We start from the raw sequence: 25,392 nt of genomic DNA, 5'->3' as shown, positions 1-25,392 counted from the left end.
CTGGAATCAGCAGAAGCTACCTAAGGTCTTTCCCAAACGGCGTCAATGCCAGCGAAGCTAATTTCATGTGTTGGGTGGCAAAGGGAATGCCAATAATAGTGATGAACATTAGCAACCCAAACACCAGGTGAGTAACTGCAACGCAAAGACCTCCGGTGAGAAGCCAAATTACATTCATGATTACGGCCAGGCAGCCGGAGTTACTTTCGGTAGTAACCACTTTTTGCCCGAAAGGACTGAGGGCAAGTATGCCGATTTTAAAGCATTGAAAGCCAAATGGGATGCCGACGATGGTAAGACAAAGGGCAATGCCTCCGATTACGTAGCCGAAAAACAGGAAGATGCCTCCGCCAAAAATAATCCAGAGCAAATTTCCGATGATGTTCATAAAGTTGAGTGTATTGAGATAAAATTGGCAAGCACCACTTCAGATCACCAACCTGGTGACCAAAGAAAGCAGATACTTCCCAGCTAATTGTTCTTAGCTTTAATTACATCATTTGCCCAGTTCTATAGACGTCGCCTTTCGCTATCGGTGGCAAAAACAACCTCCATTGGGAGAATAAATTTTCGCCAGGCCCTATTGGGATGCAAGAATCGGCGAATGGTGTTGCTATCCAAAGCACTGAAAAAAAAAGGAAACCCGGTGCTAGTTGCTTCGGGTTTCCTTTTTCTTTACAAGAGGTGTTATTACTCCACCTCGACGATCATTTCTACTTCGATTGCTATGTTGTTAGGCAACGACCCCATGCCAACTGCCGCACGGGCATGTTTGCCTCTCTCTCCAAACACCGCCACCATCAGATCAGAGTAGCCATTAACTACTTTGGGCTGATCGGCAAAGTCGGGTGCACAGTTCACCATGCCCAACACTTTTACAATACGTTTTACTTTTCTTAAGTCGCCAAGCTCTGCTTTCAATACCGAAAGCTGGCTGATGGCTGTAAGCCTTCCAGCCTCATAACCCTGTTCGATAGTTAAATCAACGCCCACTTTCCCGGTCACGTAGCTCCCGTCAGGCTTCGATGGGCCCTTGCCGGCAAGGAAAACCAAATTTCCCGTACGGACGGCATTCACATAGTTGGCTACCGGCGCCGAAGGAGTTGATAACTCGATGCCGAGCTCTTTTAGTTTTGCTTCCGGATCATAATCCGACGGAGCGCTTACCTGAGCTTTCAATGTGTCGGCACCTTCTTTTGTGTTGGAAGTACCCGGTGAGCAGGCAGTCATAAGCCCCAGAAATCCTATAAACAATAGCTTTTTCATATCATTTAGGTTAGTTGATAATCAATTATTGACCCACAAAGAAAACAGCGTTAGCAAACAACAGTTTTCCGTTGTCCCAAAATGCCCGGAACAATGGATTGTCCGACATGTAGATCACCTGGCCACCGCCCATGCGATCAACGCCAAAAACCAGTGAGTTCTCCAATTCCTTTTGTACCCTGTTGCCAGCAAAGCCGCTTACAGGTTTAGCCCCCGTTGGGATATAAGCTACGTTCCAGGCGCCGGACAATTTCCCGAACCTGCTTTCGGCTGTTTTCAAACTGAAATAGGAGTTTCCGTAGCCATAAGCCAATGGGTGGGTGTTGTCGAGGCTCACTTTGTAAATAGCGCCGGGGATAATCCCCTGAATGTAGTTTCGTTCACGGTCCGCATACTTTACACTGGCGTCTGCTTCATCCCACTTTTCCTTCAGTTTTTTCAGGACAGCTTTTTCGTCGTCGTCAGCATAGCGCTTCAGCGAATAGCCGTCACGGTCAGCAAAGCTGTTGAGCGCACCTTGCACAAGTATCAGCCTCCCACCGTTTCGCACCCAATCATCAATCATTTTCATTGAGCCGTCGCCCAGCCCGTTGTATCTGCCGTTTTGGATAATGATTACGTCGTAGCCCGACAGGTCGAAGCGGCTGAAATCATCTGTGTCGAGTACACTGATGGGGTAGTCGAGCTGACGCTCGAAGAAATGCCAGGTTTCGCCAAAAGCCAAAGAGGAAACACCAGTTCCGGCCAGCACTGCTACTTTAGGTGCATCGATATAATGTACGTCGCCACTGCCAAAATCCTTGCCTGAATCAACGAAGCCAGTAGTGGTGGCATCCAGCGAACGGCCGTATTCTCTGGCAAGACCTTTTACCAATCCGTCAAAACGGGACGCATGCTGCTCATTGCCCCGGCGGGTAATGATAAGCGTGCCTCTTTCGTAGTTTTTTCCGCCGATGGAGAACGGCGTTTCAGCATAGCGAACTTTCACTTTGTTTTTGAGCAGCTGGGCCAGAAACTTAGCATCTTCCAGCGTTTGCCAGCGGGCAATATAAGCGTAAGCTTTGTCGGCTGAGGTTACCTCAGCTGAGGGAGTGCTGTACTTGCCAGTTCCGGGCGTGATTTTCTCGCTTACCGCATAAGCTTTCAGGCCTTTGGCGTAAGGCACACCCCAGGCTGTGATGTCATAGGTGTTGGAGTCTTCCACATAAGTGCTTGGCTCAAACAGAATGCTGGCCAAAACGCCTCTTGGCTGATAGTTACTTACAACCAGGTCGCCAGAAGTTAGATTGAAAGATTCTGTGGCCTGGGTTTGATAGTTAAATCCTTTTAGCGGTTTGCCTGCTGCGCCCGTTCCATAAGCAATGCCCATGGCATCGAGCCAATTGGCAAGAGCCGATAGTTTGTCAGGGTTGTTATCTCCCTTGATCACGAACCCTTTGTATTTCCCTGGAAAGCTGTTCACATTGTTGCTGAAGAACTTCTGGTACTCCTGAAGTACCTGGCTCTTGTTGGCAATCGTAACTTCCACTGTTGAAACACCATTGCTGTGGTGGTGGGCAATTCTGTCTTTCAGTGTTAAAGTATCTCCTTCGGCTGTAAGTACGCCTAAACCACCACGTCCGCCACCGCCTTGTTCGTAGGTCATGCCAATGGCCCCGTTGTATACCGGGTAGGTGTCGCCATAAGAAGGATAAAGCAAATCAAAGCGCTCCTTGGTAAAGTACAGCCAGCCATTTTGATCAAAGTATTTGGCGTTGTTCTTACCAATAGTTACCTGGAAGTCATATTGCCATTTGGTAATCAGCTCGTGGTAGGGCTTGGCAGCAGGTGCCATGTAGTAAGGGCTGTTGACACCTTGCTCATGAAAATCGACATGAATTTGTGGCATCCACTGGTTGTAGATTGCGATCCGCTTTTTCGACTCGATCTGAGTCTGCCATGCCCAGTCCCGGTTAAGGTCAAACAGGTAGTGGTTGGCTCTGCCACCGGGCCACACTTCATTGTGCTCTTTGCTTTGAGGATCGGGATTGTAATCCTTGTTGCCATACTGATTGTAATAGTTGGCGTAGCGATCTCTTCCGTCCGGGTTGATGCATGGATCCATGATCACTACACCCTCTTCGAGCCAGGCAGTTTTGTTGGTGACCAGCTCGTAAATAGTGGCCATACTGGCTTCCATGGAAACGGACTCATTACCGTGCACGTTGTAGCTGAGCCAGATAATTGGAATGTTGGTAGATGGGCTGCCACTTTGCAAACCGGCCCGCTTCAGGTTGTCGGTTCTGATTGTTTCAATGTTCTGGTGGTTAGCCTCGCTGGTAACAATGGCATAAACCAGTGGGCGATCTTCGAAGGTGCGCCCGTATTCCTTGAGGACAACTTTGGAAGAATTGGCTGCCACGTGCTGGTAATATTCCACCACCCGGTGGTGGCGGGTAAATCTTTCGCCAAGTTCGTAGCCAAGAAATTCTTTCGGGCTTTGCACTTGTGCCCAGGTCTGGGTAAATGCCAGACAAAGTAGAAGTAGTAACAATTTTCTCATATCGATGCAATGCAGAGTTTGGGTTTTCAATTGGAGCCCAAGATAAGAGAAACTCGGCAATGCCAAATTGGGAATTACGCAGGTGGCTTACTTGCTGTTGCCCAGCCAAAGCAAGGCGTTGATCACAAGCTGATCCTGGGGCGGATTGCGAAAAGTATACGACAACGTTTTATTAGTGCCGCCCTCATAATCGATATCGTTGTGGCCAAAGTTGAAATAGATCATTTGGTATTTGGTGTTCGTCCACACGATGGGGTAGTAGCCACTGTACCAGATCTCGTGCTGTTTCGGTCCGGTGCCCAGTGGAAAACTTGATGAATCGACCGATAGCAAAATATCGATGTCAGGGTTTTTGGTGAGGTCATTTTCCCACCGGTACCATTCGCTTGGCGACGTTTTGAAAGTATCCGGCAAGTTTTTCAGAGCGGGATGGTCGGGTGCTTCGTTGCCAAGAACGGCTGAGGTTGGCCGCCAGGTATTACTTTTGTACTGACCGGCACCCAAAAACTCTTCGTGGTACCAGTCCCAGTCCTGATTAAAATCGGAAGGAGTAAGAGCAAACCCGGCAAAATGAAACCCCATCCATGCCCCGCCGTTTTTCATGTACTTTTCTAGCGCTGCCCTTTGCTGAGGCGCTTCCGGCCGGGTATCGAGGAAAATCACGACGTCGTAGTTGGCCAGGAAGTCGTCGTTAACATTGCTCCAGTTGCTGGTAGAGTCATAAATGAAATGGTGCTTAGCTGCCTGTTCTTTGAACCATGGGTGTGCTTCCCCCACAAAACTGATATGGGCCTGATCGTTTTTGGCGGTGAAGAAGGAGATGACTTTGAATTCGTGGTTCGCTTTCGGAGATGAGCAGCTGATTGCCCACAGAATAATACCGCTTAAGATCAGTGCCGAAAAAGTCTTCATGGATAAATGCCTTTAGGTATTCTGAATGTTGAACTTTTTTCAAGAAAAATCACCTCATGGGCGGAGGCCCTTCAGGTAAAATGGCCTTGTACACATAATCGCCTCTTTTTTCCAGAAACTCATCTCGCATCGCTTTTCTGATCGACTCGTTTTCGAAAAGATCGAGCATTGTCAACGCCAGGCTTTTGGCAGCAAATACCATTCCCTTGTGTCCAATAGACATGCCGCCGCAGGCAACTACTGCCCACGAGTGCCAGGGTGTTCCGATGGGTGCGGTGGTAGCCACAAGCGAAATTTCCGGTGTGATCCAGCTGATGTCGGCCACGTCAGTTGAGCCGCCTGTGGGAAATTCCGCCGTAGGGTCAATTCCCCCTATGGTTCCGTCCAGGCCTTTTTCATCCATTTTTACAGCTCGCTGGATGCCTTTCGCAAATTCAGTTTCCTCCGGTGTATAGCTAATCGGCCCGACTAACAGCATGTTTTTGTGAAGGAGATTGGCACCAACGATATTGGGTAGTTGCTCGTGATAGCCAGAAGTGATGGTCATTTTGTGATCGACTCCTGCAATGAGCGCCGCTCCTTCTCCAATTTCCAGCACCCTGTCATACACCTCCATCATGCCTTTTCTGGTGGCATCCCGTACATACAGCCCCACTCTTGTATAGTCGGGAACGATGTTGGGCGCCTCACCGCCTTTTTCAATGATGTAGTGGATACGAACCGAAGGTTTTATGTGCTCACGAAACATATTCAATCCATTGACAAAAGCTTCGACGCCATCTAGTGCGCTTCGCCCGTTCCAGGGGTCGAAGGCAGCATGTGCAGCTTGCCCCATAAACTCAACGGTCACTTCGATCATGGCCTGGCTACTCTGGGTGCTGGCTTTGTTTTCAGCGTCGGGGTGCCAGTCGAGGCAGGCGTCCAGGTCGTTGAACAAACCGGCCCGGGCCATGTAGATTTTTCCCCCAACTGCTTCTTCGGCAGGGGTTCCGTAAAAACGAACCGTTCCTTTCAGCTTGCCTTGTTCGATCAGCTCTTTGACCGCCACCGCAGCACCCAGACTTCCTGGCCCAAAAAGGTTGTGGCCGCACCCGTGACCAGGGGCGCCGTCCTTGAGTGTTGATTTTTCTGGAACTGCCTTTTGTGACAAGCCGGGTAAGGCGTCAAATTCACCCATAATTCCAATGATGGGCTTTCCACTGCCGTAGGTTGCAATGAAAGCCGTTGGCATTTCCGCAACGCCCCTTTCGACAGTAAAGCCCTGCGCCTCGGCGTAGTCGGCAAGGGCTTTGGCAGAGATATTCTCCTTTAAGGCGATTTCGGCCGCCTCCCATATTTTGTCGCTTAGATCAATAAGTTCGGAGCCGTGTTTATCCACCGACTCAAGGGCGGTTTTTTTGTTGCTAGAGATTTTTTGCGCCTTTTGACTAAAAGAAACAGAAGTGCTTAGAAAGGTGGCGAATAGCAAAAGAACAATGCTCTTTTTCATGATAGGTTGGTTTACCATAGTTATATAAAACAAAGTACCTGACACCCGTGCTTATTTGTTGGGCTCTAGTTCAAAAGGATCTCGTCGATAAACACCCAGCCTGGATTTCCTTTGGCGTCGTGCCAGGCAGGTAGTTTTGCCACAGGCACAATGTGAAGTTTGAGCACTGCGTATTTTTCCTGAGGCAAATCGAAAGTGTAGAAGGCGGGGCCAACCGGCAGGTTTTGCGATGGCTGATCCACTTTGTTTTTCGTCCAGAGCTTCAGGTTTTTTTCGTCGTTACCATACCAAATGTCGATGCTGGCCGGAGGCATGATCCAGCCGCCGGTGTTGTTGAGGCTGCTAATTGTGATCGACTTTTGGGGTACATCGTCGCCGAGGTTGATTTGAACATCCATGGCTTTACCCTGGTAGCCCAGCCAGTTGCCGTCGGTATGAATATTGGTGCCTTTGATGTGGTCAAAAAGCGCCTGCTCCAGCTTGCCTTTGTATTTTGGGTTCGGGGGTGTCAGTAAGCTAACACTGGTGGGTGTAATCGAACTTCTTAGAAAAGATTTCGAAACTACCTCGCTGCTGTACCAGCCTTCTTTGAAGGCTTTGACAGTAACTATTGTATTGCCGTCCAAAGGAATCCCGTCTTGGTAGATTGGGGAATTGACACTATCGGGTTCTGATCCATCCAGTGTGTATCGCAGAGTAACTCCGTTGAGATAGTGCTTCACTTTCACTGAAATAGGGTCGGTAAAGAAGGCATCGTTTCCAACAATCACCGGGGCTGAAAGCTGAATGACAGTGCCTTTGTCGTCGAAACCCGACTCAAAAAAAACATCGGGAAAAGCTTCCAATAGTTGGCTCACCTCAGTTGCCTCAATGCCCGTATTCCAGATAAAAACTTTTTTGAGTGTTGAAAGAGACTTAAGACCGGAAATACCGGAAGCAGTTACAGCTGTTCCGGACAGCGATAGCTCTTGCAAATTGGAAAGTTTTGTCAGAGAAGCGAGCCCTTTGTCAGTCACGCCGGTAAAATTGAGGTGCAGTTTTTCGAGGTTTTCAAAAGACACCAGAAGTGGCAGATCCTCGTCTTTTACCGGAATTTTGTTAAGGCTTAGTTCTACAACCTGTGTGCGGATTTTTTCAAGCTCTTTCAGTTGATCCGAAGCAAAAGCTTCACTGGAGAAAAAGGTAACGGTGAGTGCCGGCGAATTCAGCGCAACCGGACTAATAATCCGATAGTTGGAATTAAGAGACTCCACCAGCTCAGGGTCGGCGGCTTTAAAGTCGTAGGCTTTGATCACATTGAATTTTGCCTGAGCTATTTGATAGAGCGGTTGATCCGGCGCAGTTTCGGCTGCCAAAGCTTGAAAAGAAGCCCCGCTGGCAATCCAGGCTTCAAGCACTTCCTTTTCTTCGTCGGTAAGTTGCGTTTTACCTTCCGGCGGCATATGCTCCTCGACCGACTCGGGCAGGTGAATTCTTTTAAGGAGCAAGCTCGCTTCGTAATTGACAGAGTCCCAAAGCGGTCCATTCTTTCCACCAGCCAGAATAGCATCCGGGGTTTCCATCACAAGTTCGCCCTTTGCTTTGAGGCTGTTGTGGCAACCCATACATTTTTCCCTGAGAATGGGCTGCACCATGTGGTCGAAAATCACGGCCTCTGCAAAGGGAATATTTTCGAAACTCTCGTCGGGCATAACAGGCGCCAGCACAAAATTTTCGCCATGTGTAATGTTGGCTCCCTGGTGCCCGGCAAAAGTGACGAGGGCAACCATGGCTACGGGAATACCTTTCGACAGAATAGGTTGGTGATTGCAGGTTTTCCTGAAAGTGTACCACCCATAGGAAGCAAAGGCAATCAAAGCCCCTCCCCACTTGTGCCAGGTTAGGCTCCCTTCGGTATAGCCGCCTTCTTTTGAGAGCAATAAACCCATAAGCGCAGACAGAGCAGCCGTAAAACTTCCTAAAAGCAGCAGGTCGTCGGCACGAAGTGATTCATCAGCTGGCGACTCAGCTGGCGTTTTGCTTACAAAAACCAGCAGGGTATAAACAACCAACAGCGCTATGGGGAAATGAAGCAGCAAAGGGTGCATTCGTCCCAGCACCTGAAGCCAGGCGGGTGTTGCAAAACTATTTTCGAATGCGAGAAGAAAAGCCAGCAAGCAGCAAATGAAAAAGCTGCCGTTGGCGATCAGGCCCCTGAGCTTGGTCATGAAACAGGCGTTAGTTTATATGGGTATACCTGGCCAGAATTCCACTGGGCTACATAAAGATTTTCCTCATCATCGATGCAAACATCATGAGGGTAGGCAAAAACGGCATCGGTCTGGAACAACTCCTTCAACTGACCAGCCTCATATTCCGGGGCATTCGCAGCGATGTTGGAAACCACTTTGTCATTCTTGTCGAGAATCGTTACAAACCCAGATTGCTTCCATGGTTGACTAGCGCTCATAAGCACCGCAGCATACAAATAGTCGCCTTTAATAACCGGCCTGCAAACCCAGGCGCCTGGTAGTGAAATGGTTGACAGGTATTTTCCATCCAGCGTATAACGCTTGAAAGCCATTTGCTGGCGGGAGCTGATAACCAACGAAGGATTGGCCGGATCACGAAAATCCATACAAACGCCGTGGGCGTTGAGGAGGTGAGCATCAGTTTCGCCCCGGCCACCAAAGTGACGGATGTAGTTGCCTTTGCTGTCGTATTGCACAATGAAGTCTTTGCCGTAGCCATCGGCCACAAAGATATCTCCATTGGGAGCAATGGCGGTTTCGGTAGGGACGTAATCCTCTGCTTTTGTGTATTCTCCCGTTTCTTTTGGATAGTCGAGCGTCAAAAGAACACGACCGTTCATATCCGTTTTAATTACCTGATGGCGGTTGTTGTCGCAAATGAAGAGCACTTCGGTGCCATTTTCGTCAAACAAAGTGAGTCCATGAGCCCCAGGGTATTCCGACCCCCATGTTGAAAGTAGCTTCCCTTTTTTGTCGTAAATAATGACGTTGTTTTTGGTTTCGTTGGTGAGCAAAAGGATGCGGCCTTTGCTGTCCTGCACCATTTCGTGGCAGTCTTTCACCGGGTATTTGGTGATGTCGGCCTGGCTCCATTTGGTGTCGAGCTTGTAGCGCTTTTTTCCGTGGCCGAGGATGACCTCATCGGCTCGCTTATTGGCGAAAACATAGGGTGCCGATAGAATACCAGCCGCCGTGGCCGCACTTTTGACAATGAAATCACGTCTTTCCATAAATCATTATTTTAGACGAGCCTGTTTAAGAATGCTCATTTCCGTTCCTTTTGCCAAATCTTTGTTCTGACCATGATCGGGAACGGTTACTCTCCCAGGCTTATCAGGGTGTTTAAATTGTTTGTGACTGCCTTTTTGGCTGACCTGAACCCAACCATCCTTTCGTAAGAGATCAATTATCTCTTTTACCTTCATGCTGTTTCAGGAATAATCAAATTCATCCCCTCGCTTAGCGCAGGGGGAATAGGCTCTCCGTCTTCTTTCATTCCCTCTATGTGTAATAGAATAGCTTCCTGGATATTATTTTCAGTTTCCTCACGAGTCTCACCCACAGTTATACATCCTGGAAGATCCGGTACATATGCGCTATAGCCCGTTTTGGTTTTCTCGATGACCACTAAATATCTCATAGCGAAATTTCTGAAAATAAAACTAACAAGATTAAGCAATAATTCCTTTCACTACCTTTCCGGCTACATCAGTCAACCTGTACCTTCTTCCCAGGTGCTTGTAGATCAGCTTCTCGTGATCAAGCCCCATTTGGTTGAGCACGGTAGCATGAAAATCGTTGACATGCACGGGGTTTTCTGTGATGTTATAGCCAAACTCGTCGGTTTCTCCGTAGACCATTCCAGGCTTTATGCCCCCTCCTGCCATCCAGATAGTGAAGCACCGGGGATGATGGTCACGGCCATAGTTGTCGCCGGTCAACTTGCCCTGGCAGTAGTTGGTTCTGCCAAACTCACCGCCCCAAATTACGAGGGTTTCGTCGAGGAGACCTCTTTGCTTCAGGTCCATTACCAACGCTGCCGACGACTGGTCCACATCTTTACACTGGCCAACAATTTGGCCTGGCAGGTTATCGTGGGCATCCCAGCCCTGGTGGTAGAGCTGAACAAACCGAACGCCACCTTCGCTGAGCTTGCGGGCCAGCAAACAGTTGGCTGCGTAGGTACCGGGCACCATGCATTCCGGGCCGTACATTTTCACGATGGATTCCGGCTCATTTTTTAGGTCCGTTAGCTCTGGCACGGAAGTTTGCATCCGGTAGGCCAACTCGTATTGTTGGATTTTGGCAGCAATCTCAGGGTCGCCAAACTCTTCGTAGTTTTCCTGATTCAACGCTGCCAGGTGGTCAAGCATTTTTCTTCTTTCCGCCCTGTCCATACCCTCGGGGTTGTTGAGGTATAGCACCGGATCGTCGCCACTGGAGAACTGCACGCCCTGATGAACGGAGTCGAGGAAGCCGTTGGTCCAAAGCTTGGAATAAACACCTTGCCCGTTCCCTTTTCCTTTGGAAAGCAAAACGCAGAAAGCGGGGAGGTTTTTGTTTTCACTTCCCAGCCCGTAACTCAGCCAAGCACCCATGCTTGGCCGGTTGCCCACCTGGGCGCCGGTCTGGAAAAACGTGAGTGCCGGGTCGTGGTTGATGGCCTCTGTATAAATGCTTTTCACGAAGCAAAGCTCGTCGGCTATGCTGGCGGTGTGGGGCAGCAAGTCGCTGATCCAGGCACGTGACTGGCCGTATTGTTTAAAGTCGAAAATTGTTCCTGCCAGGGGAAATTTGGACTGCCCGGACGTCATGCCTGTCAATCGCTGACCTTGACGAATCGACTCTGGCAAGTCTTCCCCGTGCATTTTTTGCAGCATGGGCTTATAGTCGAACAAGTCAAGCTGCGAGGGAGCTCCATTTTGGAAGAGGTAAATAATCCGCTTCGCCTTGGGTGCAAAATGTGGGAGCTGGGCGAATAGCTCTTCTTCCGGACTAGCGCCTCCTTTGAATAAATCAGGAATCAGAAGTGAGCCCAGTGCAGCACTGCCAATGCCAAGACTTAGCTTTGAAAGAAATTTTCGCCTGTTTTGGTTTAAGCCGTTTTCCAGTTGTTCTTTTTCCATGGCTTATGTCTTTGTAATGGATTCCTCCATGTTGTAAATCAGTTGAATCACGTTGGCCAGTGCCGCTGCCGCACTTTTTTCCACTTCCAAATGAAGGTATTCACCCACATCCAGCACCTCCGAAGGGTCGATTGCCTGGCTTTTGTAAATGCCCAGCTGTTCTGAAAAATAACTGATCAACAAATCCTTCTCAGACTCCTTCGGCACCCGGCACACAATCAGTCTAAAAGCTTTTGTGATTTTATCTTCGCTGCCCGACTGCTCTTCTACTAGTTTTTCGGCCAACACCCGTGACGCTTCTAACATGGTAGGGTCGTTCATCATCACCAGTGCCTGCAGAGGGGTGTTGGTTTGAGGCCTTTTCACCTCGCACTGGTCTCTGTTGCTACCGTCGAATATCATCAAAGAGGGAGGAGGCAGTGTAAGTTTGATAAAAGTGTACATGCCCCGGCGGTACAAATCCTCACCATGGTCTTGCTGGTAGGTGGCCAACACACCACGGCCGGATGTAGCAGCCTCCCAAAGGCCGTCGGGTTGATAAGCCTTCACACTGGGGCCACCTATTTTGTTCACCAAAAGTCCACTGCTAGCCAGGATCAGGTCTTTTACAAACTCAGCGGGCAACCGGAAGCGAGGCCCGTGGCTGAGGTAGATATTGTCGGGGTCGATGGCCAATTTTTCTTTCGATACGCTGCTCGACTGCATGTAGGTAGCAGACGTCACTATTTGTTTGACCAGGTATTTGATGTCCCAGTCATTTTCCATAAAGTCGACCGCCAGCCAGTCGAGCAGCTCTGGGTGTGAAGGTAGGTCGCCCTGCATACCAAAGTCGCCGGCAGTTTTTACGATTCCCTGGCCGAAGATCATTTGCCATACCTGATTCACAAATACCCGGGCGGTCAAAGGATTGTTTTTGTCAACGGTCCACTTGGCCAGGCCTAAGCGGTTTCTTGGGTAGGCAGTGGTGTCAAACCCCATGACTTCCGACAAAGGCTCGGGTCTTACCTCATCTGTCGGTGCGTCGTACTGCCCCCGGTTGAGCACGTAAGTTTTGCGTACTGTGTCGAGCTCGTCCATCACCGACACCATCATGGTGTCTTTTTCCAGTTGCCTGATAAATGAAAGTACCCCGTCAAGGTCGGCTGTTGTTATTTCAAGCCTCGGTGCCTTGGCAGGTTTCGAAACAGATATGTCGCCCTCATACCCGACTTCAGGTGTATTGTTGAAGAAGGCAAACATTCTAAAGTAGTCCTTCTGCGAAATGGGGTCGTACTTGTGGTCGTGACACTGGGCGCATTCCACGGTGAGGCCAAGTATGCCTTTGCTGAAAGTCTTCGTTTTGTCAAGAATGTATTCGACCCGATACTCTTCGTCGATGACGCCACCTTCCTCCGTGTATTTGTGATTTCTTAGAAAACCGGTAGCGAGGATTTTCTCTTTATCGGCGTCGGGAAGCATATCTCCAGCCAGCTGCCAGGTTAGAAACTTATCGTAGGGTAGGTTGTTGTTGAAGGCGTGGATCACCCAGTCACGCCAGGGCCATTGCGTGCGGATATTATCATCCTGATAGCCGTAGGAATCGGAGTAACGCCCGACGTCCAGCCAGTGGACAGCCATTCTTTCGCCGTAAGCGGGCGTGTTGATGAGTTCATCCACCACTTTTTCATAGGCGTTATCACTATCATCGGCCATAAAACGATCCATAAGATCAAGCGAAGGAGGGAGGCCTGTGAGATCCAAAGCAACTCTTTTCAGCAGCCGTTCTTTGTCGGCTCCTTCGTTGGGTTTCAAACCCTTCTCTTCCATTTTTTTGACGACGAAAAGGTCAAGGTCGTTCTTTGGCCACTCATCGTTTTTCACTTTGGGAAGAGGTGCTTTTTTGGGGGGGATAAACGACCATAGCTTCTCAAACTTGGCACCCTGCTTGATCCATTTCTTCACCAGCTCAATTTCGTTCTCTGTTAGCAAGGGAAGATGCGACTCCGGTGATGGCATTTGGTAGGCAGGGTCGGCCGATGAAATACGTTTCACCAACTCGGATTCTTCCGGTTTCCCCGGCACGATCGCAAATTTTCCTTTGCTCTCTTTCAGCTCAGCAAAGGCAAGTTCCGGAATATCGAGCCTCAGGCCTGCTTTCACTTTGTTTTTGTCGGGGCCGTGGCAGGCGAAGCACCTGTCGCTCATTAATGGGCGGATATGAAAATTATAGCTGACGGTTTCGGGCAGGCCTCCTGAAGATGTCGAGTCTTTGCATCCAGGCATGGAAAGAATCAATCCCGCAAAGGCGATGGACAGAAGCCCGGTGATGAGCCTGGTATACATGTTCAAGTAGGGTTATGTAAAATCAAAATTTAAGAAGGTTTGGCAAGGATAACAATGTAATGTATAAGAATAAACTAAGATGGTCGCAGGAAGGATGTCAGTGTTTGTAGACGGTTGGCTTGGGCGATGAAGTTATTAAAACTCCTTAGTAAGTATTTCTTCCATCATTTCTTTCAAGCCGGGCAATATCTCAGTGGTGGTATTCCAGATCACCCTCATTTCCACGGCGTGGTATTCGTGAAGTATAAAGTTTCGGAACGACTTTACCTTGTACCACGGGTAATCATATTTTTCTAAAACACTTGAATCAATACTTGCCGTTGCCTCACCTATGATTGTGTACTGATAAAGACAAGCATCGATTGTCTTTGCGTCTGCCAAAAAACTCTCGACAGAATGCTTTTGACAGTACAGTTGAATGCTGTTTATGGCTTGGATCACATGCTCCAGTCGCTCTTTGCTAGTTGGTTTACCCGGCTTCATAAATCAACTGCATTTCATTCTCTATACTTTTTTTCAAGGCGGGTCTTATACCGTTGAGCATTACCACGTCCACTTTTTTTCCCACAGCCTTTTCCAGCTGTTCCCGAATCTCAGCGATATCAAACAGTGTGAATTTTATTTCTTGTGGCACATCAATCAGCACATCGATGTCGCTTTGAGGGCCATCCTCCGCTCTGGCAAATGAACCAAATATCCAGGCCCTGTCTATTTGTGAAAAAGCCTTCATGGCCGATTTTAGCTTACTGATGGTTTGGCTTCTTTCGGATTTTTCTGCCGCTCGATAAAGTACCTGGTCTTCTGCTGCCTGTAACGCCTTAAGTGCCAGGTCATCATCTTGCACCTCGTAAAGCACTTTATCTGACAGCCAGGCAATGAGCAGCTTCTCCTTGTTTGTGTTAAAAAATTCAGCCAGCTTTTCCACCAATTCCCTTTTGGGCTTCCGTTGGCCCCGCTCTATTTTACTGAGAACGGCCTGATCAATGTCGAGAAAGGCCGCCACCTTACGTAGCGGGATATTAGCCTCTTCCCGGCTCTTTTTAATAATGGAACCAAAACTGTTCACAGTGATATCGTTTTGACAAAAAATGTCAAAACAATCTAGTCATTTTTTGGAACATTTTCAATTGATAGTGTGAAAACCCACAAGGGGCTCTGTCATCAGTATACCATGCTGGGTTAAACTTATCTGACAGTAGCCCCCGGATGCCCTATAAGTTATTCTCCCACAGTAGCTGCAGGCGCTTCGGGGTGTTTCACGTACCTTTCAAAAAACTCAATAAACCGGCCCAGCCTATCCATCATGCGCAGTGGATTGCCGCTTCTGCTCAGCTCATGCCCTTCGCCCGGATACCGCACATATTCCACCGGCCTGTCAAGTGCTTTGAGGCTTTTGTACATCATTTCCGACTGAATCGTGCCCGTTCTCAAATCCTGATCCGAGTGCATGATGAGCAGAGGGGTCGTAATTTGGTCGATGAAGGTAATAGGTGAGTTGGCATCAAGGATTTCCTGAACGCCGTCTTCCCATGGGTAGCCAAAATGCGTTGGTACCAGCCGCCAGGCATTGCCTTCTCCCATAAAAGTAGTGAGATCGTATACACCTCTTTGCGCATTCGCTGCTTTGAAACGCTTGTCTTGCGTTACCAGCCAGGCCACCATGTAACCAGCATAGCTGCCGCCTGTTACAAATAGCTGGTCGGTATCCATCCAGCTGTTTTTGGAAGTAGCATCATCCAATGCTGCCAGGATGTCGTTGGCAGGCCCGTGGCCCCAGTCTCTATAATTACCTTTTTTGAACGCATCGCCGTAGCCGCCACTACCCCGTGGGTTACTGAAAACCACGCCATAACCCCAGCTGGAAAGCAACTGAAATTCATGCCACATGCTCAACCCCGACGGCCCCCACATGGCAGAAGGCCCACCATGGATTTCTAGTACCGTCGGATATTTGGTTCCTTGTTTGAAGCCAACGGGTTGCATCACCCAGTACTGCACTTTTACGCCGTCGGGTCGGGTGACCCAGTATTCGGAAACGGGAGTGACGATTTTGTCCTTCAGCCAATCTGAGTTGAAATGTGTTAACGCTGTCAAAGCCCCGCTCTTCACGTCCATGCTGTATACTTCCAAAGGGTTGTTGAAGTCGGTAATGGTCATGATGATTTTTTTGCCTGCAAGCGCAATGTCATTGATGCCTTTGTCTCCTTCCAAAAGGGTAACGATTTCGCCTTTCTTCAGGTCGTAGCTGTACAAAGGAATGTCGCCTTCGGACGACGCAGTAAAATAGATTTTTTTGTTATCAGGAGAAAAGACCGGCCCACCAGCGTCTCTGTCAAACTCCGCTGTAATCATTTTTGCGCCGCTGCCGTCGGTGTTGACAAGCCCCAGGTCATTTTGCGTAGCATGCCTGTTTACATCATCTCGCATGTAAAACAGTATGGACTTTCCCTCGGGCGAGAACTGTGGATTGCCTAAGGAAAAACCCTCCATATGAAGGAAGGAGGTAGCAGAACCTGACGTGACGTCAATTTTCCAAAGGTCAGAGTAGCTTTGCTTGTCGGGCTCCACTTTGTAAGCCACAGAGGAGCAAACAATGGTTTTTCCATCCGGCGACCAATCGCCACCGGCAAAATCCTGGAAACCTTTGGTGAGTTGTCGGGCTTTCCCGCCATGAAGCGGCTGAATGAATAAATGCCGATACTTCATCTCGGGGTTGAGTCCCTGTTCCGCCTGGAAATCCTGATTCACAAACACCCGTGGGTTTTTGTCGACGGCATTTTTGGCCAGCCATGCCCGAAGCTCTTCAAGGTCGCCGTCGGGAGTAGATTTAATGTCTTTTTTCTCTTCGTCTTTTAGCGCCTTCCAGTTGGGCTCGTCTTTGAATGCTCTTCCTGGTCTTTCATAAGCCCAGGTTGGGGCGCCTTCAGTGTCCCAATCGGGGATGGACGACGAAAAGAGAATAGATTTTCCGTCGGGAGCCCAGCGGGGGCCAGAGGCACCGTGCTTGGCAGAAGTAAGTGGATAGGCTTCGCCCCCGGTTAACGGCAGAATCCATACTTGCGATTTTCCGTCGTCGGATCGCACAAAAGCGATTTTTTCACCGTCAGGAGCCCAGGTAGGCTGTGAGTCGCTCTTTTTTCCGAACGTAAGCTGAATAGGCTCTCCACCTTTTTCAAGATCGAGCATGTAAAGGTTGTGGCTATAAAAATAGTCATCCCCTTTTTGATCTCTTTTGGTGACGACCATCACCGCTTTCCTGGTATCGGGCGATACCTCCAGCTGTGAGGAGGTAACAATTTTCATTAGGTCGGAAGTGACGATGGGCTTTTTTCCGCTTTGCGCTTCTGCCCAGTGAACGAGCATGATGAAGGCAAGCAGCAGCAAGTAGTTGAGTCTTTTTTGCATGACTGATTGGTTTTCGGGTTAATGCGGGAAGAACAACATAAATGGTTTTTGATTCAAGCAATAATCCGTTGGTGGTGAAAATTTGTTGTGCGGAAGTAGTTGCAAAAAAGCCCTTATATTTAAGGCAAACAAAGCTACTATGCTGAAAGTCGGAGATACTTACGAAATGCCTTTTTCACTTACCCAGGAGCAGGTAAATGCCTTTGCCGAGCTAAGCGGTGACAAAAACCCCGTGCACATCGATGCGACGTTTGCTGCCAACACCTCTTTTAAGAAACCGATAGTCCACGGCATCTTTAGCTCAGCTATTTTCTCCAGAATACTGGGCACCATTTTTCCTGGCGATGGCACCATCTATCTTGGTCAGACGTTGCAATTCAAAAGGCCGGTGTACCCAGGGGAGGACTACCAGGCGAGAGTGGAGGTGTTAAGTCTTGACGGGAGAAATTCGGCCACCATTGCCACAGTGCTTACACACGTTGCCACGGGAAAGGCCGTCATAGAAGGCGAAGCCAAGGTGATGCACAAAGAGCTTATTCCTTAGTGGTCACTTAGGTTTTATTATTTCCCAGGTGATGGAGTACCGGGCGATTTGCTTGGGGTCGGCCAGCTGCATATCGGTGGTGTATGGCCCACCTGGCTTGTCGATGAGCATGGTGATTTTACCCATATAGTCGTTGGGGCTGAGGTAGTCGTAGTCCCACACCTCCAAATCAACCTTTTCGTTCACTTTGAAGCCGTCAATGACATGGTCAACTTCCAATGATTCGGCCTTCATGCGGTACCACTTCTCATCCACGGGCCATATTTTCTTTTTGTTGATGACCAGAAATACCTCGTCACCATCGTTTTCTTCATAAAAGTAGCAGTGAATGTTGATGATTCTGATAGATAACGCTTCCATAGGTTGGCTGGATGTTGAGTTTAAAGAATAGTTTGTCGGAGTTTGTCGGCTGCCCGTTCCATTTCAACAAGGGCCTCCATGGCCATTACTGTCTCCTTTTTCACTTTAAGAATTCGGGCACATTCATCTACGCTTTCACGCTCTTTGTCAGAAAAATCCCCATCGGCATAAGACATCCTGATGGCGTCGTAGAGCATAAGCTTGCTGTAGTTTGCTATTTGATTGGGGTTAAGTCGTTGGAAAATTTCGCCAAGGTCAGCATTTTCCCAGTCGAACTCTTCCCAGGCAGCAATGAGGTCGGTACCTACTTTCAAAGACTGCCCAAGGTCTTCGGTAAGCCAGTCCATTTCGGGGTCTGACACATCCCCATCCGCCCCGGCAATAGTGAGCAGCGCAAAGCCATAGTCCTTCCAGTATTTCTTCGGCACGATGCTCATACCGTAGAAAGTAGGTGATATTGTCAAAAATTCGTTCATGATGGAGACATATGCTTTAGGTAGACAAATTACGAAGACTTTTGATTTTTACGAATTAACATTTTTAAAGCGTAAGACCCTACGGCGAATAACACAAAGGAGCTTATAGTAAGAATTCTTATCCATTTTAACCTTGGATTTATCGACCCCTTCACCTTAATTAGGTGAAGCTAATTGCCGACTTAAACGACTTACGAAATGTTTTCCAGCAGCGATATTGATTTCATAAAAAAGAGAGGCTCCTCAACTGACGTAGTGGAAGCTCAAATTCAAAACTTCAAAGTCGATTTCCCCCCTTTGAAATTGGAAAAGGCAGCAACTATTGGAGACGGCCTTAGTAAGTTATCGGAAAAGGACATTGATGTGAGGCTCAAAAGCTATGAAAGTGCGACTGCTTCGAAAGCCATTGTGAAGTTTGTGCCTGCCTCTGGAGCGGCCAGTCGTATGTTTAAGGATCTGTTCAGCTTTATGGAGGAATACACAGGCTCGGATGCTGACTATGAGAAACTGACGAGCAATCAAAAGAGCGGCTCCATGTTTGATTTTTTCAAGCGGCTGGAGGATTTCGCTTTTTACGATGACTTGAAAAATGCTTATGCAAAGTCAGGCACGTCGCTGGAGGAAGCTCACTTAAAACGAAAGTATGTTTCTATTCTTGAGTACCTATTGCTCGACAAGGGACTCGGTTACGGCCAGTTGCCAAAGGGGCTTTTGAAGTTTCACAAAAAGAACGGTGTTGCCAGAACTCCTGCGGAGGAGCACTTTGTGGAAGGAGCCAACTATGCTAAATCGTCGGACGGCAGTGTAAAGTTGCATTTTACGGTAAGCCCAGAGCACCGGGCCAAATTCAAAGAGCATGTGGCTGCCGTGCAGGCGGGCTATGAAAAACAGTACGGGGTAAAATTCGAAGTAAGCTTTTCCGAGCAGAAGGCATCTACTGACACCATAGCCGTGGACATGAGTAATCAACCCTTCAGGGAAAACGACGGCGGGCTACTTTTCAGGCCGGCTGGCCATGGGGCATTGCTATCCAACCTCAACGACCTTAATGCCGATGTTATATTTGTTAAGAACATAGATAATGTGGTGCCCGACCGACTGAAGGAAGACACATTTATCTATAAGAAGGTGATTGCCAGCCTTCTGTTGGAATACCAAAGTAAGATTTTTGGGTTCCTTGAAAAACTTGAAACGGGTGCTGCAAGTGCGGCCGACCTTGACGCCATGTACGACTTTTTGGAAAAAGAGCTTTGTACCAGTAGTCATACTACCGCCAGAACAGCGTCTGCTGCAGAAAGGTCGACTTACCTCGAAGGCAAATTCAACCGACCCATTCGCATTTGCGGCATGGTGAAAAATGAAGGAGAGCCGGGAGGGGGTCCGTTTTGGTGCAAAAACCCTGACGGCACTGTGTCGCTACAGATCGTGGAAAGTGCGCAGGTTGATTTGAAGGATGCAGGGCAAAAGAAAATTTTTGAAGAAAGTACACACTTTAACCCGGTTGACTTGGTGTGTGGCACCAAAGACTATAAGGGCAAGAAGTTCGACCTCATGAAATTCACCGACCCGAAAACAGGTTTTGTCACGGAGAAATCGAAAGATGGCAAGGCCCTGAAGGCGCAGGAGCTACCAGGCCTGTGGAATGGTTCGATGAGCAATTGGAACACTGTGTTTGTTGAAGTGCCTGTTTCAACATTTAACCCTGTCAAGAAAGTAACCGATCTGCTGAAGGATCAGCATCAGTGAAACAGGAGCGTTCCGGGGTGCCACGCACCCCGGAACATTTCTTTTTTGCTCAAAATCCGCAGGCCATCCCCTCGTCCATGCCAATGGGAGAGCCGTCAGGCGCTTTCGTTTCTTTGTAGTATTCTTTGACAACTTCTGGCTTCTCGAAAAACAGACCAAGCTGAGCAGACGCCAAGGTCAAATGCGCCTTTTGATCTGAATCACTTTCGGACTTCACCTTCGCATCGATCCAGCTTTTCAGGTCTTTCAATTGCAAGTAGGTAATAGCTCTTGCCTGATCGCTGGCGTCGGTGTTGATACTGAGGTTCATCAGGTGGTACATCACCAGCTTGTCGACAGTGCGCATGATTTCTCCATGATAGCCGGCAGGATGTGCTTTCTTCCATGTACTGGCCGTCAATTTGTTAAGAAGTGCGCTGAAGTCTGGTTGTGCAGCGTTTCGGGCATGGTGCTCAACAAGTCTAGTCGCTCTTTCAGGGTGGATCAGGTAAGAAAGCGTCAGGTCGGCGGCAGTTTCAGCAGCCGACAATGGATCAAACGCCACACCTGTTCGTGCCTCAAAGGTCTCCCTCGTTCTCGGATAGCCGTAAGGCCTGGGAGGAATCTGTTGAATAAGCTTTTCGGGTAATGCCAAAGCTTCCGGAGTCATCGTGGCCAGTAGCGCATCGAATGCTTTCATCTGCATGGCAGGCTCCAGGTATTTGGTAGTGAACTGCCCGTCCCCTTTCATGGCGTAGTTGTAGTTGAGTCCGCCAACCACTTTCGATGTGGCGTCTACCTGATAGCGATGGAACAAGTACATTGGAGCCAATGCTTCTTCTATCAGCGCCATGGGAGCGTCGGCACGAATGGTCTTTTCAGAAAAATTATCAAGTATTTTTCTTCTCACCGCCATCATTCGATTCAGCTCGTCGGCAGCATCAGCGCCGTTGTCCCACAGGTGGGAATAAGGATGGGCACCACCAACGGGCCTAGAGTCCTGATCGGTAATGTGCATGAGCCCTTTGCTGAAAGTCTCCTTGATGATTTTATCAAGCGCCGCTGCTTCGTCGGTTCCCTCAGGAAAGTCAGAATAGCCATATTTAATTATTTGCTTATCCAGCTCGCCAATGCCAACAGCGTAGGCTTCGGAAAGATCGATGTTCCCGTTCGCATCCATTTTCACATACGGGTGTGGATAGTCCATCACCGATGCTCTGTTATTAACACTGGAGGCATAACTGTGAACAATGCCTAGCGTGTGCCCCACTTCATGTGCTGAAAGCTGGCGAATACGGGCCAGCACCATTTTCATCATTTCGTCGGAAACCGGCTTGCCGTCTTCATACGGGGATAAAAGCCCTTCTGCTATCAGAAAATCCTGGCGAGCTCTCAATGAGCCTAGGCTCACATGCCCTTTGATAATTTCGCCCGTTCTTGGGTCAGCAACAGATGCTCCGTACGACCATCCTCTGGTTGACCGGTGAATCCATTGAATCAGGTTGTAACGAACATCCATCGGATCCACGTCTTCAGGCAGTATTTTCACCTGGAAGGCATCTTTGTAACCGGCCGCTTCAAAGGCCTGGTTCCACCATGCTGCTCCTTCAAGCAGCGCTGAGCGAATAGGCTCTGGTGTGCCTGGGTCGAGGTAGTAGATGATAGGCTCAACGGCCTCACTCACTGCGGCATAGGGATCAACCTTTTCTAACCGGTGACGATTGATAGTCCTTTTGGTGATCGGCTCATCAATCGGCGTGGCGTAGTCCATATAAGTGGTGCCGTAGTAGCCCGACCTTGGATCAAATGCCCTTGTTTTGAACCTTGAGTCGGGTAGCTGTACCATAGAATGATGCATTCTGACCGTCACAGCTTCTGGTGAAGGAACCACGGATCTGATCCAGGCTCCGGCTGGGGTGCCGGTGAAGGTAATGGTCGCCTCAAACTCGCTGTTTTCAGGAAAGTTTTTGGTCATCTCGGTGTAAATCATCGACCGGCTTTTGTCCAGGCTATAATTACCTTGTTTGGCTCTGTTTAGTCGCTGACTTACCCCATGCGAATCTCTGAGAAGAAAATCCGTAAAGTCTACCAGCGCCGACCAGTCTTCTTCGGCCAGCACATCAAAACCCCAGATAGCCGACTGTGCAAATGCTTGCTCTACCGACTTTCTTTCAAGTGCGTCGTCGCTGATGGCACGGTAGTCGTAGTTGGGCTGGATCATCAGTATTTTTGGTCCGCTTCTGACAAACTTCACAACTTTCTCACCACCAAGCTGCCCTCTGTCGAGCCCTATGTCGTTGGAGCCAATTCCGGCAGGCAGGGAGCTGATGTATAAAAACTCAAAATTTAGTTTGTTTACTTCAAGGTATACTTTGCCTTTTTTGGAGTCCCAGTAAAAAGGAAAAAAGCCTTCATACTTTTCCATCCCTGATGTAAAACCAGCAATGTCCTTGGTGGCGGAGGCTGCGCTCGCCCCTGAATCAGGGGTAGTGGCCACGGGGGCCTGGGAGGCTGTGCACGATGCCAATACAAAGCCCAAAATAAAGAGGTAAATTTTTCTCATAATGAATGGTTTTCGAAAGATTTGCTAAAATATAGCTTAATCTCTAATTCAGTAATTATTAAGTGCTTAATGGTAAAAAACCTACTTCGGGATGAGAAATTGTACTTTGTGGCAGTAGTTCCGCCTGAGCCGTTGAGAGGGGAACTTCACCAACTGAAAGAGTACTTCAGGGATAAATATAATTCTTCCAAATCACTCAATTCTCCACCGCACATTACCTTGCACATGCCCTTTAAATGGCGGGAGAGCAAGGAGAAAAAGCTTCTTAGTGCGCTGGAAGAAAGCTGTTTGCTGCTGACCCCGTTCGAGGTGGCATTGAAGAGATTCGCCGCTTTTCCTCCGAGGGTAATCTATGCTGAGCCGGTTGAATCGCCTCAATTACACGACTTACAGAAAACAGTGGCCCGAGCTATGCGCTTATCGCTCAATTTGTTCAATGCCGACTATCAGGGCAGAGGTTTTCACCCGCACATTACACTCGCTTTTAGGGATTTAAAAAAGCCTCGCTTTCACGAGGCTTGGCAGGAATTTGAAAACAAGCCATTAAAGGCTTCATTTCTTGTTGATAATATTTGTTTGCTTAAGCACAATGGCAGCACCTGGGATATTTTCCAGGAGCTACCCTTTGGCAACTTTATTTCTGCTGAAAAAGGTGAACGTCCCTCTGAGGAAACGGAATAGAAATACCTTCTTTGTCGAACGTGCTTTTCACCCGTTCCTGCATATCAAATGTCATTGGCCAGTAGTCCTCTTTCTTCACCCATACCCTGAAAAGGAAGTTTACAGAGCTGTCGGCCATTTCTTTAATGGCAATAAACGGTGCCGGATCTTTGATTACTCTTTCATCATCCATCGCCATTTGAGTAAGCAATTCTTTTACCTTTTTGATGTCATCTGAATAGCTCACGCCGAAAACGAGGTCAAGCCTTCTATTGTCTTCCACTGAATAATTGGTAATGGTGCCTCCCATTACGGCACTGTTGGGAATAACAATTGTTTTGTTGTCAGGCGACTTGAGCACGGTGTACAGGATTTGGATGGCGTTGACAGTGCCCGCCTGCCCGTTGGTCTCGATAAAATCGCCAACCCTGTAAGGCCGAAACATAATGATCAAAACACCACCGGCAAAGTTGGAAAGGCTGCCCTGCATGGCCAGGCCAATTGCCAAACCTGCGGCGCCTATAACGGCCACGAAGCTAGTCGTTTGAATACCCACCATGGAAGCCACCGAAATGAGCACCATGGCCTTGAGGACGACATTAAAAATATTGGAGAGGAAAGGAATGAGAGTTGGATCGACGTCCCTTTTCTTCATCAGTTTTTTTAGAGACCTGGTGAAAAAGCCTATGAGATAAAAGCCAATGATAAGAATGACGATGGCAGCCACAAGTTTGGGAGCGTAGTCAAATAATAGTTGAATGAGTCCTTCCTGGTATTGATCCAATTTGTCCATAATAGAATTTACGTGATAATTAATTCAGAATAGCGGGAGAACTAGTAGCTGATACTACCCTTTGCGTTATCCCTGTATAATTTTAGCGATCGTATTTTCCCTTCTTTTTTGACGTGGATCAAGTTGACCTGATCGGGAAAAGTGTCAATGAGCACACTATTTGCAACCCCTATCGTTGTCAAATTGTTCACGCCGGTCACTTCGAGGTAGCACCAGATAGCATCCGATTCCAGCTCATGGCCGAGATAGGACAGCTTTACGGGGTTATTATTTATTTCTATTGAAAGATTTTCTATCACAAACTCTTTCATAAGCGCATCAAATCGCTTCTTGTCTGAAGGGTTAACAACGTCCAGCGTCGTCCAGCCACTTTTCTTTCTCAAAGCTTCTTCCAGGTCATCAAGAAAAATGCGCTGGGAAATCTCCAGAGACTTAGTTTTGTCATTGAATTCCACATCACATACACTTACGTGAAAAGGGTGAGCCAGCCACGTAACGAATATGAGGAGGATATGCACAATCATTGCCATAGAAACAACATTTACTGCAAGTACAAAATTTAAGATGTATACTTACAACCTTTTTTGTGGCAGCAACTTAAGAAAACTATGTCGGAGTTTAGCCTCTTTTTTGGATTAGGATTGGAACACATTCTTGATGTCAATGGTTACGACCACATACTGTTTGTTATTGCCCTGTGTGCCATTTATTCGGCCCAACAGTGGAAAAACGTCCTTGTTTTAGTGACCGCTTTCACTTTGGGTCATTCGTTAACACTGGCGCTTTCTACGCTGGACATTATCAAGGTAGATTCAGGGCTTGTGGAGTTTCTCATTCCGATTACAATATTTGTAACGGCGGCGGCCAATATTTACAAAAAAGACGCTGAAGTGAGCAACAAAAGTGTGAAGCTCAACTATTGGTTTGCGGCATTTTTCGGACTCATTCACGGCATGGGCTTTTCTAACTACCTAAAAAGCCTGCTGGGCAAAGACGAATCCATTGTCACACAGCTTCTCGCCTTCAATTTGGGCCTTGAGGTGGGTCAGATTGTGATCATTTTGGCAGTGATGGTGGCAGCATTCCTTTTTATGTCTGCGGGAAGTGTAAAGAAAAGAGACTGGATATTGGTGATTTCGTCGGCTGTGGCGGGCATATCACTAACAATGATTATAGAAAGTAAATTTTGGTAAAAAGT

General features: G+C 48.2%; 23 protein-coding genes. 4 read left to right on the top strand and 19 right to left on the bottom strand.

All coding sequences use genetic code 11. The features are described 5' to 3' along the window. Positions 1-16 precede the first annotated feature (16 nt). The 14 genes from ACMVP2_RS10795 to ACMVP2_RS10730 form a co-directional block, all read right to left on the bottom strand. Positions 17-388, bottom strand: a complete 372-nt coding sequence (locus ACMVP2_RS10795; RefSeq protein WP_152001430.1) for a YccF domain-containing protein — start codon at positions 386-388, stop codon at positions 17-19. Between the two features lie 302 nt (positions 389-690). After that, the gene (locus ACMVP2_RS10790; protein WP_416867714.1) at positions 691-1,266 is read right to left on the bottom strand and encodes a RidA family protein; all 576 of its coding nucleotides are present in this window, start codon (positions 1,264-1,266) and stop codon (positions 691-693) included. A gap of 25 nt (positions 1,267-1,291) precedes the next feature. Next, complete coding sequence (locus ACMVP2_RS10785; RefSeq protein WP_416867713.1) at positions 1,292-3,808, bottom strand: M14 family zinc carboxypeptidase; 2,517 nt, start codon at positions 3,806-3,808, stop codon at positions 1,292-1,294. Positions 3,809-3,895: 87 nt separating this feature from the next. Beyond that, positions 3,896-4,720, bottom strand: a complete 825-nt coding sequence (locus tag ACMVP2_RS10780) for a ThuA domain-containing protein (protein WP_416867712.1) — start codon at positions 4,718-4,720, stop codon at positions 3,896-3,898. A gap of 49 nt (positions 4,721-4,769) precedes the next feature. Next, entirely contained in the window at positions 4,770-6,209 is a 1,440-nt protein-coding gene (locus ACMVP2_RS10775) for an amidohydrolase (RefSeq protein WP_416867711.1), read from the bottom strand. 65 nt (positions 6,210-6,274) lie between these two features. Next, positions 6,275-8,416, bottom strand: coding sequence for an FN3 associated domain-containing protein (locus tag ACMVP2_RS10770; RefSeq protein WP_416867710.1), 2,142 nt, complete (start codon positions 8,414-8,416; stop codon positions 6,275-6,277). Continuing rightward, on the bottom strand, positions 8,413-9,450 hold the full coding sequence (locus ACMVP2_RS10765; RefSeq protein WP_416867709.1) for a 6-bladed beta-propeller: 1,038 nt from the start codon (positions 9,448-9,450) through the stop codon (positions 8,413-8,415). Before ACMVP2_RS10765 ends, ACMVP2_RS10770 begins: the two co-directional genes overlap by 4 nt. 6 nt (positions 9,451-9,456) lie before the next feature. After that, positions 9,457-9,645 (bottom strand): type II toxin-antitoxin system HicA family toxin, encoded by a 189-nt coding sequence (locus tag ACMVP2_RS10760; protein ID WP_339784243.1) that lies wholly within the window; start codon positions 9,643-9,645, stop codon positions 9,457-9,459. Further along, entirely contained in the window at positions 9,642-9,860 is a 219-nt protein-coding gene (locus ACMVP2_RS10755) for a type II toxin-antitoxin system HicB family antitoxin (RefSeq protein ID WP_339784241.1), read from the bottom strand. Before ACMVP2_RS10755 ends, ACMVP2_RS10760 begins: the two co-directional genes overlap by 4 nt. 31 nt (positions 9,861-9,891) lie before the next feature. Continuing rightward, positions 9,892-11,346: a DUF1501 domain-containing protein gene (locus ACMVP2_RS10750; RefSeq protein WP_339784239.1), complete on the bottom strand. Its 1,455-nt coding sequence runs from the start codon at positions 11,344-11,346 to the stop codon at positions 9,892-9,894. 3 nt (positions 11,347-11,349) lie between these two features. Then, positions 11,350-13,668, bottom strand: a complete 2,319-nt coding sequence (locus ACMVP2_RS10745) for a PSD1 and planctomycete cytochrome C domain-containing protein (RefSeq protein WP_416867708.1) — start codon at positions 13,666-13,668, stop codon at positions 11,350-11,352. A 135-nt stretch (positions 13,669-13,803) separates the two neighbouring features. Beyond that, the gene (locus ACMVP2_RS10740) at positions 13,804-14,151 is read right to left on the bottom strand and encodes a DUF86 domain-containing protein (protein WP_416867707.1); all 348 of its coding nucleotides are present in this window, start codon (positions 14,149-14,151) and stop codon (positions 13,804-13,806) included. Then, the gene (locus ACMVP2_RS10735; RefSeq protein WP_416867706.1) at positions 14,138-14,734 is read right to left on the bottom strand and encodes a DUF6932 family protein; all 597 of its coding nucleotides are present in this window, start codon (positions 14,732-14,734) and stop codon (positions 14,138-14,140) included. The genes ACMVP2_RS10740 and ACMVP2_RS10735 overlap by 14 nt, the downstream gene beginning before the upstream one ends. A 152-nt stretch (positions 14,735-14,886) precedes the next feature. Beyond that, a complete protein-coding gene (locus tag ACMVP2_RS10730) occupies positions 14,887-17,073 on the bottom strand; it encodes a prolyl oligopeptidase family serine peptidase (protein ID WP_416867705.1) in 2,187 nt (728 codons plus the stop codon). A 139-nt stretch (positions 17,074-17,212) separates the two neighbouring features. Here ACMVP2_RS10730 and ACMVP2_RS10725 point away from each other — a divergent pair, with 139 nt between their 5' ends. Next, the gene (locus tag ACMVP2_RS10725; RefSeq protein WP_339784231.1) at positions 17,213-17,617 is read left to right on the top strand and encodes a MaoC family dehydratase; all 405 of its coding nucleotides are present in this window, start codon (positions 17,213-17,215) and stop codon (positions 17,615-17,617) included. Positions 17,618-17,620: 3 nt separating this feature from the next. On the opposite strand, the gene ACMVP2_RS10720 is transcribed toward ACMVP2_RS10725, so the two are convergent. Beyond that, a complete protein-coding gene (locus ACMVP2_RS10720) occupies positions 17,621-17,977 on the bottom strand; it encodes a hypothetical protein (RefSeq protein WP_339784229.1) in 357 nt (118 codons plus the stop codon). Between the two features lie 20 nt (positions 17,978-17,997). Next, the gene (locus ACMVP2_RS10715) at positions 17,998-18,453 is read right to left on the bottom strand and encodes a TerB family tellurite resistance protein (RefSeq protein ID WP_416867704.1); all 456 of its coding nucleotides are present in this window, start codon (positions 18,451-18,453) and stop codon (positions 17,998-18,000) included. 198 nt (positions 18,454-18,651) lie between these two features. On the opposite strand from ACMVP2_RS10715, the gene ACMVP2_RS10710 reads away from it, so the two are divergent. After that, positions 18,652-20,199, top strand: a complete 1,548-nt coding sequence (locus tag ACMVP2_RS10710) for a DUF4301 family protein (protein ID WP_416867703.1) — start codon at positions 18,652-18,654, stop codon at positions 20,197-20,199. 49 nt (positions 20,200-20,248) lie between these two features. Here the strand turns inward: ACMVP2_RS10710 and ACMVP2_RS10705 are convergent, their stop codons facing one another. Then, positions 20,249-22,741 carry a zinc-dependent metalloprotease gene (locus ACMVP2_RS10705; protein WP_416867702.1) on the bottom strand — a complete coding sequence of 831 codons (2,493 nt, stop codon included), beginning with the start codon at positions 22,739-22,741 and terminating at the stop codon, positions 20,249-20,251. Positions 22,742-22,810: 69 nt separating this feature from the next. On the opposite strand from ACMVP2_RS10705, the gene ACMVP2_RS10700 reads away from it, so the two are divergent. Further along, positions 22,811-23,422, top strand: coding sequence for a 2'-5' RNA ligase family protein (locus ACMVP2_RS10700; protein WP_416867701.1), 612 nt, complete (start codon positions 22,811-22,813; stop codon positions 23,420-23,422). Here the strand turns inward: ACMVP2_RS10700 and ACMVP2_RS10695 are convergent. Further along, positions 23,376-24,194: a mechanosensitive ion channel family protein gene (locus ACMVP2_RS10695; RefSeq protein ID WP_416867700.1), complete on the bottom strand. Its 819-nt coding sequence runs from the start codon at positions 24,192-24,194 to the stop codon at positions 23,376-23,378. The two genes, ACMVP2_RS10700 and ACMVP2_RS10695, sit on opposite strands and share 47 nt — an antisense overlap. Positions 24,195-24,235: 41 nt before the next feature. Next, entirely contained in the window at positions 24,236-24,724 is a 489-nt protein-coding gene (locus tag ACMVP2_RS10690; protein WP_416867699.1) for a DUF6702 family protein, read from the bottom strand. 78 nt (positions 24,725-24,802) lie between these two features. On the opposite strand from ACMVP2_RS10690, the gene ACMVP2_RS10685 reads away from it, so the two are divergent. After that, positions 24,803-25,387, top strand: coding sequence for a HupE/UreJ family protein (locus tag ACMVP2_RS10685; RefSeq protein ID WP_416867698.1), 585 nt, complete (start codon positions 24,803-24,805; stop codon positions 25,385-25,387). Positions 25,388-25,392: the final 5 nt, after the last annotated feature.

The organism is Imperialibacter sp., assembly GCF_048007035.1.
In the GTDB taxonomy this organism is placed as follows: domain Bacteria; phylum Bacteroidota; class Bacteroidia; order Cytophagales; family Cyclobacteriaceae; genus Imperialibacter.
Note: the sequence above shows the minus strand (reverse complement) of the source record. Positions and strands in the feature narration are given on the sequence as shown.

Coding starts and splice junctions, on each gene's coding strand:
- ACMVP2_RS10795 (WP_152001430.1), bottom strand. CDS start 388: ATGAACATCATCGGAAATTTGCTCTGGATTATTTTTGGCGGAGGCATC.
- ACMVP2_RS10790 (WP_416867714.1), bottom strand. CDS start 1,266: ATGAAAAAGCTATTGTTTATAGGATTTCTGGGGCTTATGACTGCCTGC.
- ACMVP2_RS10785 (WP_416867713.1), bottom strand. CDS start 3,808: ATGAGAAAATTGTTACTACTTCTACTTTGTCTGGCATTTACCCAGACC.
- ACMVP2_RS10780 (WP_416867712.1), bottom strand. CDS start 4,720: ATGAAGACTTTTTCGGCACTGATCTTAAGCGGTATTATTCTGTGGGCA.
- ACMVP2_RS10775 (WP_416867711.1), bottom strand. CDS start 6,209: ATGAAAAAGAGCATTGTTCTTTTGCTATTCGCCACCTTTCTAAGCACT.
- ACMVP2_RS10770 (WP_416867710.1), bottom strand. CDS start 8,416: ATGACCAAGCTCAGGGGCCTGATCGCCAACGGCAGCTTTTTCATTTGC.
- ACMVP2_RS10765 (WP_416867709.1), bottom strand. CDS start 9,450: ATGGAAAGACGTGATTTCATTGTCAAAAGTGCGGCCACGGCGGCTGGT.
- ACMVP2_RS10760 (WP_339784243.1), bottom strand. CDS start 9,645: ATGAAGGTAAAAGAGATAATTGATCTCTTACGAAAGGATGGTTGGGTT.
- ACMVP2_RS10755 (WP_339784241.1), bottom strand. CDS start 9,860: ATGAGATATTTAGTGGTCATCGAGAAAACCAAAACGGGCTATAGCGCA.
- ACMVP2_RS10750 (WP_339784239.1), bottom strand. CDS start 11,346: ATGGAAAAAGAACAACTGGAAAACGGCTTAAACCAAAACAGGCGAAAA.
- ACMVP2_RS10745 (WP_416867708.1), bottom strand. CDS start 13,668: ATGTATACCAGGCTCATCACCGGGCTTCTGTCCATCGCCTTTGCGGGA.
- ACMVP2_RS10740 (WP_416867707.1), bottom strand. CDS start 14,151: ATGAAGCCGGGTAAACCAACTAGCAAAGAGCGACTGGAGCATGTGATC.
- ACMVP2_RS10730 (WP_416867705.1), bottom strand. CDS start 17,073: ATGCAAAAAAGACTCAACTACTTGCTGCTGCTTGCCTTCATCATGCTC.
- ACMVP2_RS10725 (WP_339784231.1), top strand. CDS start 17,213: ATGCTGAAAGTCGGAGATACTTACGAAATGCCTTTTTCACTTACCCAG.
- ACMVP2_RS10720 (WP_339784229.1), bottom strand. CDS start 17,977: ATGGAAGCGTTATCTATCAGAATCATCAACATTCACTGCTACTTTTAT.
- ACMVP2_RS10715 (WP_416867704.1), bottom strand. CDS start 18,453: ATGAACGAATTTTTGACAATATCACCTACTTTCTACGGTATGAGCATC.
- ACMVP2_RS10710 (WP_416867703.1), top strand. CDS start 18,652: ATGTTTTCCAGCAGCGATATTGATTTCATAAAAAAGAGAGGCTCCTCA.
- ACMVP2_RS10705 (WP_416867702.1), bottom strand. CDS start 22,741: ATGAGAAAAATTTACCTCTTTATTTTGGGCTTTGTATTGGCATCGTGC.
- ACMVP2_RS10700 (WP_416867701.1), top strand. CDS start 22,811: ATGGTAAAAAACCTACTTCGGGATGAGAAATTGTACTTTGTGGCAGTA.
- ACMVP2_RS10695 (WP_416867700.1), bottom strand. CDS start 24,194: ATGGACAAATTGGATCAATACCAGGAAGGACTCATTCAACTATTATTT.
- ACMVP2_RS10690 (WP_416867699.1), bottom strand. CDS start 24,724: ATGGCAATGATTGTGCATATCCTCCTCATATTCGTTACGTGGCTGGCT.
- ACMVP2_RS10685 (WP_416867698.1), top strand. CDS start 24,803: ATGTCGGAGTTTAGCCTCTTTTTTGGATTAGGATTGGAACACATTCTT.